Raw genomic sequence first — 16,867 nt, forward strand, 5'->3', positions numbered from 1 at the left:
ACGGGTGTCCCCGCGCCGGCCGGGGCGCCGGGGGCCACGCCGTCCTTCTCCATCTGCTCGGCCAGTTTCACGGCCTCCTCGATGAGCGTCTCCACGATCCTGGACTCGGGGACGGTCTTGATGACCTGGCCCTTGACGAAGATCTGGCCCTTGCCGTTGCCGGAGGCGACGCCGAGGTCGGCCTCGCGGGCCTCGCCGGGGCCGTTGACGACGCAGCCCATCACGGCGACGCGCAGCGGCACCTCCATGCCGGTCAGGCCGGCGGTGACCTCTTCGGCGAGCTCGTGGACGTCGGCCTGGGCGCGGCCGCAGGACGGGCAGGAGACGATCTCCAGGCCGCGCCGGCGCGGGTTCAGCGACTCCAGGATCTGGATGCCGACCTCGTCGTCGAACTGCTTGATGTCGCCGGGGTCGACACGGACGGCCGCGCAGCCCGCCTCGATCGCGGCGAAGACGTACTTCGGCTGGAAGCGGATGTCGGCGATCACCGGGATCCGCGCCTTCCTCGCGATGACCGCGAGCGCGTCGGCGTCGTCCTGCGCGGGGCAGGCCACCTGCACGATCTGGCAGCCCGACGCGGTCGGTTCCGCGATCTGCTGGAGCGTGGCACCGATGCCGGACGTACGGGTGGTGGTCATCGACCGCACCGAGACGGGGGCGTCCCCGCCGACCGCCACGGACCCGACCCGCATCTGCCGCGAGGGGCGCCGCGGGGCGACCGGCCGGGCCGGCACCTCGCAGACGCCCAGGGGCACGGGGGTCACCGCGCTACCCCTTGCTTCCCGCGACGGTCTCGCGCATGGCCCGCAGGGACTCCTTCAGGGAGCCCATGGTGGCCAGGACGGCGGTGGGCTCGTAGCCGCAGTGCGCCATGCAGTTGGCGCAGCGCGGGTCCTTGCCCCGGCCGTACTTCTCCCAGTCGGTCTCCTCGACCAGCTCCCGGTACGTCGGCACGTACCCGTCGCTCATCAGGTAGCAGGGGCGCTGCCAGCCGAAGAGGGAGTAGTTCGGGATGGCCCAGGCGGTGCACGGGAAGTCGGCCCGGCCCTCCAGGAAGTCGAGGAACAGCGGGGAGTGGTTGAGCCGCCAGCGGCGCCGGTTGCCGCCCGCGAAGGCCTTCCTGAACAGTTCGCGGGTCTGCTCCACGCCCAGGAAGTGCTCCTGGTCGGGGGCCTTCTCGTAGGCGTAGGCGGGCGAGATCATCATCTCGTCGACCTTCAGGTCGTCGTTGAGGTAGTTCAGCACCTCGATGACCGTCTGCGGGGTGTCGGTGTTGAAGAAGGTCGAGTTGGTGGTGACCCGGAAGCCGCGCCGCTTGGCCTCCTCGATGGCCGCCACGGCCTCGTCGAACACGCCTTCCTTGGCCACAGACTCGTCGTGCCGTTCGCGCAGCCCGTCGATGTGCACGGCGAAGGCGAAGTAGGGCGACGGCGTGAACCTGTCCATCTTCTTGCGCAGCAGCACGGCGTTGGTGCACAGGAAGACGTACTTCCGCCTGGCCACCAACTGCCGGACGATCTCGTCGATCTGGGGGTGCATCAGCGGTTCGCCGCCGGCGATGGAGACCATCGGCGCACCGCACTCCAGCACCGCGCCCACGGCCTGCGCGACCGGCATGCGCTGCTTGAGCACACCCGCCGGGTGCTGGATCTTCCCGCAGCCCTCGCACTTGAGGTTGCAGGCGTACAGCGGTTCCAGTTCGACGATGAGCGGAAACTTCTCCCGCCCGCGCACCTTCTGTTCGGCCAGATAGGTAGCGACCTTGAGGGACTGGCGCAGCGGCATGGCCATCGGGCTCACCTCCGGGGGAGCAGCAGAGAACGGTGCCATTCGAAGAATGCGGGCAGGACGGACCGGAGAACACGGAAAGCCGATATTCCACCGCGCACCGTGCCGATCCGGACGAGTTCGTGTTCTGGAGCGTCCACGACCACCCGGACGGCCGCAACCGCGCGCCCGCCGGTGCGCACGGCGCTCAGGAGCGTGGCCGCCGACTCCATGTCGACCGCGATCGCGCCGGTCGCCCGCAGGCCGGCCCGCTCCTGGCCGCGCACCACGTGGTCGGAGCCGGTGAGCGGCCCGGTGTGCACGGTGCGCCCCGGCACGGCCCGCCCGAGCTCCTCGACGAGCAGCTCGGTGCCGACGCAGGGGACGGTGCCGCGCGGGTCCCGGGTCTGTTCGGCGACGACGAGGTCACCGGGGTGCATGCCGGGGGCGAGGCCCGCGCAGAAGCCCGTGGCGAGCACGGCGGCGTCCCGCAGGGCCGGGTCGGCCAGCACCCGGGTGACGGAGCGCTCGGCGGCCGTGGGCCCCATGCCGGTGCGCAGCACGGTGACCGGCCCGCCGGCGCCGCCGCGGCCGCCGGCGCGGCCGCCGGCGCGCAGGGCGAGCCGCTCGATGCCGAGCGCGCAGGCGACCAGCAGCGGGGCCGGGGCGGGCTGGGCGCTCATCAGCTCCCCTTGGCCTCGGCCAGCGGCCGTCCGGCCGTCGCCGGCCGGAGGACCGGCGGCCGGTCGGCGAAGGGCTCCCCGTGGACGTACCGGCCGAGCGCGGTCAGCGGGAAGACCTGCCGGTACAGGTGGTAGTTGATGGAGAAGTCCCAGGGGAAGCCGGTGCCGGTGAAGTACGGCTCGTCCCAGGTGCCGTCCTCCCGCTGGGCGGCCACCAGCCACCGGACGCCGCGCTCGACGGCCCGCGAGTCCCGCTCCCCCGCCGCCAGCAGGGCCATCAGCGCCCAGGCCGTCTGCGAGGCGGTCGAGGCGCCCCGCCCGCTCCACCGGTCCGCGTCCCGGTAGGAGCGCAGGTCCTCGCCCCAGCCGCCGTCGTCGTTCTGCACCGACTCCAGCCAGGCCACGGCCCGCCGGATCGCCGGGTGCGAGCCGGGCAGGCCGGCCGCCGCCAGGGCGGGCACCACGGACCCGGTGCCGTAGACGTAGTTGACGCCCCAGCGTCCGAACCAGGAGCCGTCCGGCTCCTGTTCGGCCAGCAGCCAGCGGATGCCGCGCCGGGTGCGCGGGTCGTGGGCGAGGCCCTCCACCGCGAGCATCTCCACGACGTGCGCGGTGACGTCGGCGGACGGCGGGTCGATGACCTCGCCGAAGTCGCAGAACGGCAGCCGGTTGGGGAACGGGCTGGTGTTGTCGACGTCGAAGGCCCCCCAGGCGCCGTTCCTCGACTGCATGCCGAGGCTCCAGCGCACGCCGCGGGAGATGGCGTGCTGCACGCGCTCCGGGTCGTGGTGCCTCACCCGGCGCAGCGCGAGGACCACCTCGGCGGTGTCGTCGATGTCGGGGTAGTTGTCGTTGTGGAACTCGAACGCCCAGCCGCCCGGCACCAGTCCCGGCCGCCGCACCGACCAGTCGCCGGGCCGCACGACCTGCTCGCCCAGCATCCAGTCCGCGGCCTTCACCAGCGCCGGGTGGTCGGCGGGCAGCCCGGCGTCGGCGAGCGCGATCGTGGCCAGGCAGGTGTCCCACACCGGCGACTGGCAGGCCTCGATCATCCGGGCCCCGTCCTCGCGCCACACGGCGAACCGGTCCAGGGAGTCCAGCCCGGCGCGCATCACCGGGTGCCTCAGGTCGTAGCCCAGCAGGTGCAGCGCGATGATCGAGTACACGGCCGGGGGCTGGATGCCGCCCCAGCAGCCGTCGTTCTCCTGGCGCTCGATGATCCAGCGGGCGGCGGTGTTCATCGCGGCCCGGCGCAGGCGGCGCGGCGCCACCCTGCGCCAACGGTGCAGCGCCCGGTCGAGCCGCTGGAAGGCGCCGTCCCAGCTGGCCGCCGGGGCCAGGGCCCTGGGCGGGCTGGGACGGTCCGGGTCGGTGTGCAGCTCGTCGAGCGGGAAGGGCGCGGGCCGCACCGGCCGCTTGGCGGAGACGATCGTCAGCGGGACGATGGTCTGCCGGGCCCAGCAGCCGAAGTCGTAGATGTTGAGCGGCGCCCAGTTCGGCAGGTAGATCAGCTCGGGCGGGAGTTCGGGCAGGTCCTCCCACTTCCACCAGCCGAACAGGGCGAGCCAGATCCGGGTGAAGACGCGGGAGGCGGCGATGCCGCCCCGCTCGCGGACCCAGGCGGAGGCCCGGGCCATGTGCGGGGCGTCGGGCGCGTCACCGGCCAGGCGCAGGGCGACGTACGCCTCGATGGTGGCGGAGAGGTCGCCCGGTCCGCCGTAGAAGGTGGCCCAGGCGCCGTCCTCGCGCTGCTCGCCGCGGACGAAGAGCGCGGCCGCCTCGGTGGTCCGTTCGTCGCGGATGCCGAGGAACTGGCGGAGCAGCAGGTCCTCGGCGTCCATCGTGACGTTCGTCTCGAGGTCGCCCTTCCACCAGCCCTCGGGATCCTGCCGGGCGAGCAGCGCGTCGGTGGCGCGCCGGACCGCGCGCGCGGCGGCTTCGTGGACCCCGGCCGCCCCGGGGATGTCGGTGTCGGTTTCGCTGGCCGCGGCAGCGCGGGGCGGCAGGGCCCCGGTGCTTCCGTCGGTCGTCGCTGTCATGGCTTCCCCTTCGTGCAGTCCTGCGAGTGGTGTCTGCTGTGGGTCCGCCGTCGGCCGGTGCTGTGGTCGGTGCGCGCGGCACCGGCCGGCGACTACGCGAGAGCTATTCGACCGATAGTGATCATCTCTTTCGTACGACGACGAAGTCGGCGAGCGCCGTGAACCGCGCCCGCACCCGGTCGGGCATGTCGACGGCGTCGAGGGCTTCGATGGCGATGGTGTGCTGACGGCGCGCCTCTTCGGCGGTCCACTCGCGGCCGCCCGCCTCCTCGATGAGGGCGGCGCGGGCCGCGAACTCCTCCTCGGAGAAGTCGGCGTCGCTGCTCTTGGCGTCGGCGGCGAGGATCTCGCCGAGCCGCTCGGAGGCGGAGCCGCCCGCCGCGAGCGCGGCCACCACCGGCAGCGACTTCTTGCGCTGGCGCAGGTCGCTCCAGGTCTGCTTGCCGGTGGCCTCCGGGTCGCCCCAGATCCCGAGGAGGTCGTCGACGGCCTGGAAGGCCAGGCCCAGGTGGTAGCCGTACTTCTCCAGCGTGTCGGCGGTGCGCTCGTCGGCGCCGCCGAGCACGGCGCCGATGGAGCTGGCGCAGGCCAGCAGGGCGCCGGTCTTGTTGCCCTCCATCTCCAGGCACTCCTCGACGCTGACGCGGTCGCGGTGCTCGTAGGAGATGTCCTGCGCCTGGCCGTCGATGAGCGCGCGGCTCGCGGTGGTCAGCCGGCGAGTGGCGCGGCCCGCCTCGACGGTGCCGAGTTCCAGCAGCACCTCGTTGGCCAGCGCGAACAGGGCGTCGCCGACCAGGATGGCCTGGGCGGGGCCGTGCACCTTCCAGACGGTGTCGCGGTGCCGGCGCTGTTCGTCGCCGTCCATCAGGTCGTCGTGCAGCAGCGAGAAGTTGTGGACCAGTTCGACGGCGACCGCGCCGGGGACGCCGGTCTCGGGCGCGGCGCCGGCGGCCTCGGCGGACAGCACCGCGAGGGCGGGGCGCACGGCCTTGCCGCCGTCGCCCGCCGCGGGGTTGCCCTGGGCGTCGATCCAGCCGAAGTGGTAGGCGGCGACCGTGTCCATGGGAGGTGCCAGGCGGTCGACGGCCGCCCTCAGTACCGGGGTGGCCAGGGTCCGGGCGCGCTCCAGGAGCGCGGTCACGTCCGCCGCGGTCGCTCGAGCGGCCGTCGAGGCCGGGGGCACAGTGGGCACAGTCTCTCCTCTTGTTGCGGTACCGGGGGCGCGGGAGCCTGCCGCGCGCTGTTCGGTCCTCACCGGAGCCCACCTCGCAGGGACACGCCGGCCCCCTCCGGCCGGCGGCCGGGGGTGCGGGGGCCGTCCCCCGGGGCGGGGCGGTGGGCCGTCTCCTCGAACGCGAAGAGGTGGCGGGGGCGGGGCCGGCCCAGGGCGCTCAGCGCGGCGTCCGCCGCGCCGACTCCACTGCGGACCGCACTCTCCATGGTCGCGGGCCACCCGGTGGCGGTCCACGCTCCGGCCAGGTACAGGCCGGATGCCTTGGTGCGGGCGCCGGGCCGCAGCCGCCCGACGCCGGGGGCGGGAGCGAACGTGGCGGTGCGCTCCCGGGTGACGAAGAAGTCCTTCACCGCGGCGCCGCGCGTGAGGGGCAGCAGCCGCTCCAGTTCGGGCAGGTACCGCTCGCGCAGCACGGCCACGGGCGCGTCGATCTCGTCCTGCGCGGCGGACTGCGACAGCGCCAGGTACTGGCCGTCGCGCAGCCCGGAGGCGTCGGTGCGGTCGAACACCCACTGCACGGGGGTGCCGAGTGCCGCGAGGAACGGGTGGGCGAGCACCTTGCGGTCGTAGACGACGTGGACGTTGAGGATCGGCGCGGTGCCGATCTCCAGCAGCCGCTCGGGCGCGTCCAGCGCCCCGGCGGGCAGCAGGCCGTGGGCCTCGCGCTGCGGTACGGCGAGGACGACCGCGTCGGCCGCGAGCCGCTCGCCGGGGACCCCGACGTCCCAACGCCCGTCCCCACGGCGGGAGACGGCGGTGGCCCGGGTGCGGAGCGCGACGCGCACGCCCGCCGCGTCGAGCGCCTCGCGGGCCAGCCGGTCGTGCAGGTCGCCCAGCGGGACGTGCGCCCAGCCGATGTCGGCCGCGCCCGGGTCGGACAGCAGACCGGTCTTGAACACCATCGCGGCCAGCCCCAGCGAGGCGTCGCCCGCGACCGCGTTGAGGGTGGCGACCCCGACCAGGTTCCACAGGGCCTCCACCGCGCGGCGCGACTGGCCGTGCGCGGCCAGCCAGCTGCCGAAGTCCTGGGCGTCCAGGGCGGGGTCGGCGGGGTCGAGCCCCTGGAGCGCGAGGGCGGCGCGGCCGACCCTGGCGCGGTCGGCCAGGGTCAGGTGGGGGTAGGTGGCGAGGCTGCGCCCGAGGTGCAGGGGCACGGGCAGCGCGTCGCGCCGCAGCCTGCCGAGCCGCCGCCCCGCGGGCCGCGCGACGTCCACGACGGGCACGTCGAGCCGGTCCTGCAGCGGCGCCAGCGCCGCCCCGTCGATGCGGTCGAGGAACCAGCGGTAGGCGGTGCAGCAGCGCAGGTACACGTGCTGGCCGTTGTCGACGGTCAGGTCGCCGCGCCGGAAGGAGAAGGCGAGCCCGCCCAGGCGCGGCCGGCCTTCGAGCAGGGTGACGCGCACGCCCGCGTCGGCGAGCGCGAGCGCAGCGGTGACGCCGGCGAGCCCGCCGCCCACCACGACGGCGTGCCGGCCGCCCGGTCCGGTGCCGTCCGCCGCCGGTCCGCCGGACCGCGTGCCATGGGTGCCGTGGGTCATCACGCCCCCTCCCCCGCGCGGCCGCCGTGCCGCCCGAACGGTGCACGCCCGGCCGCCTCCGACAGGGACGCCGTCCCGCCGCGGAGGGTTGCCCGCCGCTTGTGCGCGGCGCCGGGAGCGGCCCCGCCCGACCGGCCCATCAGGCGCGCCTCCTGACGGCCCGTCGCGACACGTGCCGCGCGTCGAGGCCGGACAGCCCCCGCACGGCGACGTACGCCTTCTCGTGTCCGGGCAGCGACACCCGGCCGCGCAGCACGGCCAGCGGGTCGCGCTCGATGCGGTCCAGGAGGCGGCGGTAGATCCCGGCCATGGCGGCGACGCAGGCGCCGCTGCGCCGGTCGAGCATGGGCAGCAGCCGGTAGCCCTCGGCGAACAGGGCGCGCGCCCGGCGCACCTCGAAGTGCACGAGGCCCGCGAAGTCGGAACCCTCCGGCGGGTTCGGCCCGCTGAACCCGGCCGAGCAGCCGAACTTGGCGAGGTCGTCGGCGGGCAGGTAGGTACGGCCGCCCTCGGCGTCCTCGCGGACGTCCCGGAGGATGTTGGTGAGCTGGAGCGCGAGTCCGAGGGTGTCGGCGTACTCCGGCGCGCGCTCGGCGCCGCGCGCCCCCGGTTCGGTGCCGAACACGCCGAGCGAGAGCCGCCCGATGGCGCCCGCGACGCAGCGGCAGTACGCCTTCAGATCGTCCCAGGTCTCGTAGGTCTCGCCGCGGACGTCCATCAGGACGCCGTCGATGAGCTCGTCGAGGCCGCCGAGCGGGATCGGAAAGTGCTCGGCGGTGTGGGCGAGGGCGACCGCGACCGGGTCGGTGTCGTCCTCGTCGACCCGGCCCTCGCGGATCCGGGTGAGCAGCTCCCGGGTGTCCGCCAGCCGGGCGGCCTTGACGTCGTCGGTCAGCGCGCCGTCGCCGATGTCGTCGACCCGCCGCGAGAACGCGTACAGCGCGGACATCGCGCGGCGCTTGGGCGTCGGCAGCAGCCGGATGCCGTACGCGAAGTTGCGGGCCTGCTGCCCGGTGACGGCCTCGCAGTAGCTGTAGGCGGCGAGTACCGGTGCGGACGCGGGTGGTGCCGGGGACTCCACGGTCCGGATCACCTCTCTCCTCGCAGAGTCACGCCCACCTCACGCAGCAACTGGATCCTGCCGGGTTTGGGCGGGCCGGGAAGTACGTCGTGGTCGGCGGCGGCGATCGCGCGGACGGCCGCCCTTCCCCCTGCCACGAATCCCGCGAGCAGCAGCCTGAGCCTGCCGTGGACGCTACCCACCAGGGGGGCTCCTTCATCCAGGAGTTCGCGGGCGCGTTGCGCCTCGTACGCGACCAGGGCGCGCACCGGCGCGCCGGCGGACGGCGCGGCGAGGTCCGCCTCCTGGACGTGGAAGCGCTTCATGTCGGCGGCGGGCAGGTAGACGCGGTCGCGGGCCAGGTCCTCGGCGACGTCCTGGAGGTGCTCGACGATCTGCAGGGCCGTGCAGACGGAATCGGACAGGCGGATCCGCTCGGGCGTCGAGGTGCCGGTCACGGCGAGGACCAGGCGGCCGACCGGGTTGGCGGACAGCTCGCAGTAGGCGAGCAGGTCGTCCCAGGTCTCGTACCGCGTGACGAGCTGGTCCTGCCGGTTGGCCTCGATCAGGCCGAGGAAGGGCGCTGGGCCGAGCGAGTGACGCCGGACGGTGGGCCGCAGGCGGCGCAGCAGGGGGTGGCGGGGCCCCGGGCCCGCCGGGTCGAAGACCGCGCGCAGGTCGGCCTCGAAGGCGTCGAGCAGCACCAGCCGGTCCTCGGCCTCCCGCGGGGAGACGCCGAGCAGCCGGGCGTCGGCGCCGCCGGGGGCCAGGTCGCCGTCTCCGATGTCGTCGACCAGGCGGGCGAAGCCGTAGATGGCCATCAGGTCCTCGCGCCACGCCCGGGGCAGGAAGAACGGGGCCACGGGGAAGTTCTCGCCCGCGGCCTTGTCCAGGGTGCCGCGCGCCGGATCGGCGGCGCGCGCCGTGCCGGTACCCGTCACCGCCGGCTGCCCGGGGCGGGGACGGCGCACGCTGCGGGGAGCCGGGGAGTTTCCGTAGCCATTGCCGTCACATCTCCCGTTCTACACTGCGGACCCAATACATACTATTTCGGACACGCCGCCCGGATGTCCGCACGGCTGCCCCGGTGTACGGTGTCGCGCGTTATGGCCCTACTTGCCGCGTTTCAGGACCGGTACAGCTTACGTCGTACAACGCGGTCGGGCGCACGCGGGTCTCCCGCGCACCGCCACAGCACACCGCCCGGGCCCAAGGTTCCCGGCACGGGCCGGAGTTGACGTCTCCTTCGCAGACGCGGGGCCCCACCGGAACAGTTCCGGCGGGGCCCTTCGGCACCGGGTCACTTGCCGGTGAACTTCTCGTATTCCTTGAGGACCTCGTCGGTGGGGCCGTCCATGCGCAGTTCGCCGCGTTCCAGCCACAGGACGCGGTTGCAGGTGTCGCGGATCGACTTGTTGTTGTGACTGACGAGGAAGACGGTGCCGGCCTCCTTGCGCAGCTCCCGGATGCGCTCCTCGGAGCGCTTCTGGAACTTGCGGTCGCCGGTGGCCAGGGCCTCGTCGATCATGAGGACGTCGTGGTCCTTGGCGGCGGCGATGGAGAAACGCAGCCGGGCCGCCATGCCGGAGGAGTACGTGCGCATCGGCAGGGTGATGAAGTCGCCCTTCTCGTTGATGCCGGAGAAGTCGACGATGTCCTGGTAGCGGGCTTTGATCTGCTCGCGGGACATGCCCATGGCGAGCCCGCCCAATATGACGTTGCGCTCGCCGGTCAGGTCGTTCATCAGGGCCGCGTTGACGCCGAGCAGCGAGGGCTGGCCGTCGGTGTAGACCTTGCCCTTCTCGGCGGGCAGCAGCCCGGCGATGGCGCGCAGCAGGGTGGACTTGCCGGAGCCGTTGGAGCCGATCAGCCCGATGGCCTCGCCGCGGTAGGCGACGAAGGAGACGCCGCGCACGGCGTGCACCGTGCGGACCCCGCGCTCCTCGCCGCGCTTGAGGATGCGGCTGAGGGCGGCCGTCGCGCTGCCCTTGCCGGTCTTGGCGCCGTTGACCCGGTAGACGATGTGCAGGTCGTCCGCGATGACGGTGGGGACGCGTGCCTCAGCCACGGCCGTACCTCTCTTCCGCCTTCCAGAAGTACACGAAGCCGCCGATCATCACGAGCGCGGCCCAGCCGCCGGCGACCGCCCAGACGTGCGGCGGGAGGTTCTCCGAGCCGTAGCCGTCGATCAGGGCGAACCGCATGAGGTCCATGTAGATCGCGGCCGGGTTCCACTGCAGGACGTCCGCGATCCAGCCGGGGTGGTCGGCGAGCATCACGGGGATGGAGAACATCACGCCCGAGGCGTACATCCAGGTCCGCGTCACGAACGGCATCAGCTGGGCGAGGTCCGGGGTCTTCGAGCCGAGCCGGGCCATGATCAGCGCCAGGCCGGTGTTGAAGAGGAACTGCAGGACCAGGACCGGCACGATCAGCAGCCACGACGGGCCGGGGTAGCTCCCGAAGGCGACGGCCACGACGAAGAGGACGATCATCGAGAACATCAGCTGCTGGAGCTGCTGCAGCGCGAAGGAGACCGGCAGCGAGGCGCGCGGGAAGTGCAGCGCGCGCACCAGGCCCAGGTTCCCGGAGATCGAGCGGACGCCCGCCATCACCGAGCTCTGGGTGAAGGTGAACACGAAGACGCCCGTGACCAGGAACGGGATGTAGACGTCCTTCGGCATGCCCCGGCCGGCGTCCAGGATGAGCCCGAAGATCAGGTAGTACACCAACGCGTTGAGCAGCGGTGTCGCGACCTGCCAGAGCTGGCCGAGCTTGGCCTGGCTGTACTGGGCGGTCAGTTTCGCCTGGGAGAAGGCGAGGATGAAGTGGCGCCGTCCCCACAGCTGCCGGACGTACTGCGTCAGGGAGGGCCGGGCACCGCTGACGGACAGCCCGTACTTGGCGGCCAGCTGCGCCGCCGTGAGGTCCTCGTCGGGCGACGCGGGCGCGCTCACCGCGACCGGGCCGTCGTGCGTTGTCTCACTCACCAGTTGGAAACTTTCGTCTTCGAGATGCGCGGCCTGTGCGGGCCTGGCATGAGCCTGCCGGGGCCGGAGACCGTCCGGCCTCCCGGACACGAGCTTGTCAGATGACGGGGGGCCGGCCCAGTCGGGTCAGCCGCCACACCGTACGCCACTTCATGGGCCGGCGGGGTCCGCAGGGGGTGGTCCAGCCCTCCCGGAAGCCGCCGAACCAGGCCTTGAGCGCCGGGCGCGAGGGGCGCCGGGCCAGGGTGAGCAGCAGCCAGACGCCGAGGTAGACCGGCACGAGCGGGGCGGGCAGGTTGCGGCGGGCGAGCCAGACCCGGTTGCGGGCGACCATGCGGTGGTAGACCGCGTGCCGCGAGGGCGCGGTCGTCGGGTGGTACAGCACCATGTCGGACCGGTAGTCGATCATCCAGCCCGCGTCGAGGGCCCGCCAGGCCAGGTCGGTCTCCTCGTGGGCGTAGAAGAACTCGTCCGGGAGGCCGCCGACCTCGGCGAAGACCCGGGTGCGCACGGCGTTGGCGCCGCCGAGGAAGGTGGTGACGCGGGAGGAGCGCATCGGGTCGGAGGCGCGCAGCCGGGGGACGTGGCGGCGCTGGGTGACCCCGGTGTCCGGGTCGGCGATGCGGAAGCTGATGATGCCGAGCTCCGGGTCGGCCTCGAAGGCCCGGCGGCACAGCTCGGCGGTGTCGTGGTGGGCGAGGAGGCCGTCGTCGTCGAGGAAGAGCAGGACGTCGACGTCGCGGCCGCCGGGGCCGAACGCCTCTATGCCGACGTTGCGGCCGCCGGGGATGCCGAGGTTCTCGGGGAGCTCCACGGTGCGGACGCCCTCGGGGACGTCCGGGACTGGCGAGCCGTTGCCGACGACCACGACCTCGACCGGGTCGCCGTCCTGCTTGGCGATCGAGTCGAGCAGGGCGCGCAGCTCGTCGGGGCGGTTGCCCATGGTGATGATGACGGCGCCGACCTTCATGCCGCTCACTTCAGCCTGCTCGAAGCGAGGATGGACACCAGGTGCAGCAGCGTCTGCACCAGGGCGATGCCGGCCAGCACGGCCACGCCGAGCCGGGAGAAGAACAGGTCGCCGCGGGCCTGGTCGACGATGGCCAGGACCAGGATCAGCAGGGAGGCCTCGATGCCGAGGATGAGGCGGTGGAACTTCAGGAAGGCGGCGGCCTTGCGGGCCAGCGCCATGCCGGAGGAGCGCATCTCGGCGGCGGCCTCCTGCACCGGCGGCTTGCCGGCCTGGTGGCGGGCGACGCCGACGAGGTCGGTCTCGGCCTTGATGAGGATGGCGCCGAGGGCGGCCAGGGTGCCGAGGAAGGCCCACAGCCAGTCGATGCGGCCGCTGCCCCACAGGTCGGCGGCGCGCAGGCCGAAGCCGGTGAGCACCGCGGCGTCGGTGAGGTAGGCGCCGACGCGGTCCAGGTAGACGCCGTTGAGCGAGTACTGCTTCTTCCAGCGCGCGATCTCGCCGTCGACGCAGTCCAGCAGCAGGTACATCTGGACGCACACCACGCCGAGGACGGCGCCCGGGATCCCCGGCACGAGCAGTGCCGGGGCCGCGAGCACACCGAAGACGGTCATCAGGTACGTGAGCTGGTTGGGTGTGACCCTGGTGTTGACCAGGTAGCGGTCGACCCGCAGGGATACCTCGCGCATGTAGAGGCGTCCCATCCAGTGCTCACCGCTGCGCCGGTCCTTCACCCCGGCGGGGTGAACGACGGGGCGTAGTTCAGCTACCGATGGCCTTGACATAGTCGGTGTAGGTGTCCTTGATCTGTTCGGTGTTCAGGTCGAGGTGTTCGAGGATGGTGTAGCGGCCGGGGCGGGTCTCCGGGGCGAACTCGACGGCCTTGACGAACTCGTCCGTCGTGAAGCCGATCTCGTCCGGCAGCACCGGCAGCCCGTGCCGGCGCAGCACCCCGGCCATGTAGGCCGACTCCTCGTGGGCGCCCCGCAGCCACATGGCGAAGGCGGCGCCCAGGCCGCACTGCTCGCCGTGGGCGGCCGCCCGCTTGGGGTAGAGCAGGTCGAAGGCGTGGTTGATCTCGTGGCACGCCCCGGAGGACGGCCGCGAGTCACCCGACACCGACATGGCGATGCCGCTGAGGACGAGGGCCTCGGCCAGCACCTGGAGGAAGTCGTTCTCCCCGATGCCGCCCGGGTGCCGCAGCACCGCCTCGCCGGCCTGGCGGGCCATCGCGGCGGCGAGGCCGTCGATGCGCTCCCCCTTGACGCGGTTGGCGAGCTCCCAGTCCGCGATCGCGGAGATGTTGGACACGGCGTCGCCGATGCCGGCGCGCACGTAGCGCACCGGGGCCTCGCGGATCACGTCGAGGTCGATGACGACCGCGATCGGGTTGGGCACGCCGTAGGAGCCGCGGCCCGCGTCGTTGTCGAGGGTCGCGACCGGCGAGCACAGGCCGTCGTGCGCGAGGTTCGTCGGCACGGCGACCAGTGGCAGGCCGACGCGCGCCGCGGCGAACTTGGCGCAGTCGATGATCTTGCCGCCGCCGAGTCCGACGACCGCGTCGTAGTGGCCGGCCTTTATGTCGCTGGCCAGCCGGACCGCGTCGTCGAGGGTGCCGCCGCCGACCTCGTACCAGGTGGCGCCGGGCATGCTCGGCGAGATGCGCTCGCGCAGCTTCGCGCCGGAGCCGCCGCTGACGGCGACCGCGAGGCGGCCGGAGTGCGAGATGCGCTCGTCGGCGAGCACGCACGCCAGGTCGTCGAGGGCACCCGGGCGGATGTCCACGACGAGCGGCGAGGGGATGAGCCGGGTCAGTACTGGCACGCGATCTCCCGTCCACGGGCGAGATCGTCGTGGTTGTCGATCTCCACCCACCTGACGTCGCCGATCGGCGCCACGTCGATGCGGAAGCCGCGGTTGACCAGCTCCTGGTAGCCGTGCTCGTAGAACTGCTGCGGGTCGGTCTCCCACACGGTCTTCAGGGCGTCGGCCAGCTCGGGGGCGGCGTCGCCCTCGATGAGGGTGACGCCGATGTACTCGCCGGTCGCCTCCGCCGGGTCCATCAGCTTGGTGATCTTCGTCATGCCCCGCTCGGGGTCGACGACGACCTTCATCTCCTCGTCGGCGAGCTGCTTGACCGTGTCGAGGGCGAGGATGATCCGCTTGCCCTCGCCGCGGGCGGCGAGCAGCGTCTTCTCGACGGAGACCGGGTGCACGGTGTCGCCGTTGGCGAGGATCACGCCGTCCTTGAGGGCGTCACGGCCGCACCACAGGGAGTAGGCGTTGTTCCACTCCTCGGCCTTGTCGTTGTCGATGAGGGTGAGCTTGAGGCCGTACTTCTTCTCCAGGGCCTCCTTGCGCGCGTACACGGCCTCCTTGCGGTAGCCCACGATGATCGCCGCCTCGGTCAGGCCGATCTCGGCGAAGTTGCCGAGGGTGAGGTCGAGGACCGTCGGTTCGCCGTCTATGCCCGCGGGGCCCACCGGCACCAGCGCCTTGGGAAGGCTGTCGGTGTAGGGGCGCAGACGCCGTCCGGCGCCGGCCGCCAGCACGAGGCCGATCATGCGGGTTCTCCTTCATCGTGTACGGCAGGTGCCCCGACCCGGTGGGCGGACACCCAGAAGCGGATGCTCTCGACGAGCACCACCAGGGCCACGGCCACGGCGAGGACCGTGAGCGCGACCGTGAACTGCGAGGCGGTGAGCAGCACGGCGAGTACGGCGACCGCCAGGGTGCGGCCCTCGTGCCCCCCGATCGCGCGCACCAGCCACCGCGGCGGCGCGCCCGCGTTGCCGCGGATGCGGTACACCGTGTCGTAGTGATGGTAGGCGACGGCCGCCACCAGCCCGAAAGCCGCGGGAAGGGCCCCGTTCACCCCGGCTTTCGCCGCCAGCACCAGGACCGTGCCGTATTCGGCGGCGCGCAGGAGGGGCGGGACGAGCCAGTCGAGGGCGCCCTTGAGGGGGCGGGCCACGGCCAGGCCCGAGGTCACGGCGTACGCGAGGGCCGCGACGGCCGGCCACGGACCGCCGAAGCCGGCGGACGCCGCCGTGCCGACGACGGCGAGGCCGCCGAGCAGGGCCACGGCCGGGGCGGTGAAGCCGGGCAGCCGGCGCGCGGGGTTCGCGAACGCCGCGGCGAAGCCCTGGGCCAGCGGCCCGCTGTCCGTGAGGTCGGCCAGCGCCCGCGCCGCCCGGTCGGTCCGCTTCGCCCTGCGGGTCAGCGAGCGCAGCACCCGGCCGGCCGTGGTGTACGTGGCCGCGAAGGCGCAGCCGATCAGCAGCGCGTAGAAGGTGATCCGGGGGGTGGTGACGGCGGTGAGGACGGCGATCATCGCCCAGCGTTCGCCGATCGGCAGGACGATCATGCGGCGGACCCAGACCGTCCAGCCGACGCTGTCCAGCCTGTCGGAGAGGGCGGCGGTGGGGCTGGTGTTGGCGGTGGCGTCGTGGTTGGCCTCGTTGAAGGAGAAGTCCACCACGTGCCGGCAGGTCTGGAGGACCATCGCGCCGAGGGCGAGGGCCCAGACGTCGTCGCCGCCGCGGGCCGCGCCGAGCGCGAGGCCGGCGTAGTAGGCGTACTCCTTGGCGCGGTCGAAGGTGGCGTCGAGCCAGGCGCCGAGGGTCGAGTACTGCAGGGAGTAGCGGGCGAGCTGCCCGTCGGTGCAGTCCAGGACGAAGGAGAGGATCAGCAGGGCACCGGCGGCGACGAAGCCGCCGCGGGTGCCGGTGGCCGCGCAGGCCGCCGCTATGAGGGCGGTGAGCAGCGAGGCGGTGGTGACCTGGTTGGGGGTCAGGCCGCGGCGCGCGCACCAGCGGGCGAGGTAGCGCGAGTACGGGCTGATGAAGAACGTGGTGAAGAAGCCGTCGCGGGCCTTGACGGCCGACTTCAGGCGTACCGCCTCGTCGTCGACGGCGGCGACGGCCTGCCGGGCCTCGTTGCGGGCCTGGGGGTCGGCGGGGACGGTGGCGACCAGGCTGCCGAGCTCGGGACGGTACGGGCCGGCGCCGTCGGCGTCGAGCGCGGTGACGACCCGGTCGGCGAGGCTGTCGACGAGGGTGGTGCCGCCGCCCGCGGAGTTCTCCCGGGCCACCGCCCGGGTCAGGGCCTGGCGGCCGGCGGGCTGGGCGGTGACGGCGCCGGGGATCGCGGCGAGCGGGAAGCGGGGGTCGGTGAGACCGAGGCGCAGGGCGTGCAGGTGGCCGACGAAGCGCGCGTCGACCAGGGCGACCCGCTCCCCGGCCGGCACGGCGGCGAGCACGGTCTCGGCCTCGGCGGGGCCGGACGCGGCCCGGACGTCGAAGCCGAGGGAGCGCAGGTCGTCCTCGATCGACGAACCGGGGACCGGCTGACCGGTGAGGATGGCGGTCGACAACCGAACTCACTCCCTGGGTGCCGACGCGTCCGCGCCGGTCGTGTACACGGTGGGGGTGCCCGTGCCGATGGGGACCGGGCGGCATGTCGGCAGAGGCTATCGGATGCCGGGAAGGCTGTGTTCACCGCCTGTTCGACGGCCCGATCTGCGGGGTTCGCCGGGCCCGTGCCGCGGTCATCATCGGGGATCGGGGGCCCGCCCCACAAACCGC

Annotated in this window: 15 protein-coding genes and 1 pseudogene; all 16 read right to left on the reverse strand. The window is 73.3% G+C overall.

Annotated features, from left to right (window positions below):
• Nucleotides 1-17: 17 nt before the first annotated feature.
• Nucleotides 18-764, reverse strand: a pseudogene (locus tag ACIF8T_RS20615) (flavodoxin-dependent (E)-4-hydroxy-3-methylbut-2-enyl-diphosphate synthase); the annotation flags it as partial.
• Between the two features lie 4 nt (nt 765-768).
• Nucleotides 769-1,791, reverse strand: a complete 1,023-nt coding sequence (gene hpnH / locus ACIF8T_RS20620; RefSeq protein WP_400037012.1) for an adenosyl-hopene transferase HpnH — start codon at nt 1,789-1,791, stop codon at nt 769-771.
• A gap of 5 nt (nt 1,792-1,796) precedes the next feature.
• Complete coding sequence (locus tag ACIF8T_RS20625) at nt 1,797-2,450, reverse strand: 1-hydroxy-2-methyl-2-butenyl 4-diphosphate reductase (protein ID WP_400037014.1); 654 nt, start codon at nt 2,448-2,450, stop codon at nt 1,797-1,799.
• Entirely contained in the window at nt 2,450-4,489 is a 2,040-nt protein-coding gene (shc, locus tag ACIF8T_RS20630; protein WP_400037016.1) for a squalene--hopene cyclase, read from the reverse strand. The genes ACIF8T_RS20625 and shc overlap by 1 nt, the downstream gene beginning before the upstream one ends.
• 121 nt (nt 4,490-4,610) lie before the next feature.
• Nucleotides 4,611-5,672 carry a polyprenyl synthetase family protein gene (locus tag ACIF8T_RS20635; protein ID WP_400037579.1) on the reverse strand — a complete coding sequence of 354 codons (1,062 nt, stop codon included), beginning with the start codon at nt 5,670-5,672 and terminating at the stop codon, nt 4,611-4,613.
• Between the two features lie 68 nt (nt 5,673-5,740).
• Complete coding sequence (gene hpnE / locus ACIF8T_RS20640; protein WP_400037018.1) at nt 5,741-7,261, reverse strand: hydroxysqualene dehydroxylase HpnE; 1,521 nt, start codon at nt 7,259-7,261, stop codon at nt 5,741-5,743.
• Nucleotides 7,261-7,401 carry a DUF6380 family protein gene (locus tag ACIF8T_RS20645; RefSeq protein ID WP_400037020.1) on the reverse strand — a complete coding sequence of 47 codons (141 nt, stop codon included), beginning with the start codon at nt 7,399-7,401 and terminating at the stop codon, nt 7,261-7,263. Before ACIF8T_RS20645 ends, hpnE begins: the two co-directional genes overlap by 1 nt.
• Nucleotides 7,401-8,354 (reverse strand): presqualene diphosphate synthase HpnD, encoded by a 954-nt coding sequence (gene hpnD, locus ACIF8T_RS20650; RefSeq protein ID WP_400037022.1) that lies wholly within the window; start codon nt 8,352-8,354, stop codon nt 7,401-7,403. Before hpnD ends, ACIF8T_RS20645 begins: the two co-directional genes overlap by 1 nt.
• Nucleotides 8,351-9,262, reverse strand: a complete 912-nt coding sequence (gene hpnC / locus ACIF8T_RS20655; RefSeq protein WP_400037024.1) for a squalene synthase HpnC — start codon at nt 9,260-9,262, stop codon at nt 8,351-8,353. The genes hpnD and hpnC overlap by 4 nt, the downstream gene beginning before the upstream one ends.
• 359 nt (nt 9,263-9,621) lie before the next feature.
• On the reverse strand, nt 9,622-10,389 hold the full coding sequence (locus ACIF8T_RS20660; protein ID WP_400037026.1) for an ABC transporter ATP-binding protein: 768 nt from the start codon (nt 10,387-10,389) through the stop codon (nt 9,622-9,624).
• Nucleotides 10,382-11,311, reverse strand: coding sequence for an ABC transporter permease (locus tag ACIF8T_RS20665; RefSeq protein WP_400037028.1), 930 nt, complete (start codon nt 11,309-11,311; stop codon nt 10,382-10,384). Before ACIF8T_RS20665 ends, ACIF8T_RS20660 begins: the two co-directional genes overlap by 8 nt.
• 97 nt (nt 11,312-11,408) lie before the next feature.
• Nucleotides 11,409-12,281, reverse strand: a complete 873-nt coding sequence (locus ACIF8T_RS20670; protein WP_400037030.1) for a glycosyltransferase family 2 protein — start codon at nt 12,279-12,281, stop codon at nt 11,409-11,411.
• Between the two features lie 5 nt (nt 12,282-12,286).
• Nucleotides 12,287-13,066, reverse strand: a complete 780-nt coding sequence (locus ACIF8T_RS20675) for a CDP-alcohol phosphatidyltransferase family protein (protein ID WP_344535158.1) — start codon at nt 13,064-13,066, stop codon at nt 12,287-12,289.
• Nucleotides 13,044-14,105 (reverse strand): iron-containing alcohol dehydrogenase family protein, encoded by a 1,062-nt coding sequence (locus ACIF8T_RS20680; protein WP_400037032.1) that lies wholly within the window; start codon nt 14,103-14,105, stop codon nt 13,044-13,046. The genes ACIF8T_RS20675 and ACIF8T_RS20680 overlap by 23 nt, the downstream gene beginning before the upstream one ends.
• Nucleotides 14,093-14,845 carry a sugar phosphate nucleotidyltransferase gene (locus ACIF8T_RS20685; RefSeq protein ID WP_400037034.1) on the reverse strand — a complete coding sequence of 251 codons (753 nt, stop codon included), beginning with the start codon at nt 14,843-14,845 and terminating at the stop codon, nt 14,093-14,095. The genes ACIF8T_RS20680 and ACIF8T_RS20685 overlap by 13 nt, the downstream gene beginning before the upstream one ends.
• Nucleotides 14,842-16,656, reverse strand: a complete 1,815-nt coding sequence (locus ACIF8T_RS20690) for a DUF5941 domain-containing protein (RefSeq protein WP_400037036.1) — start codon at nt 16,654-16,656, stop codon at nt 14,842-14,844. The genes ACIF8T_RS20685 and ACIF8T_RS20690 overlap by 4 nt, the downstream gene beginning before the upstream one ends.
• Nucleotides 16,657-16,867: the final 211 nt, after the last annotated feature.

This window comes from Streptomyces sp. NPDC085946 (assembly GCF_044540485.1).
Classification (GTDB): Bacteria; Actinomycetota; Actinomycetes; order Streptomycetales; family Streptomycetaceae; genus Streptomyces.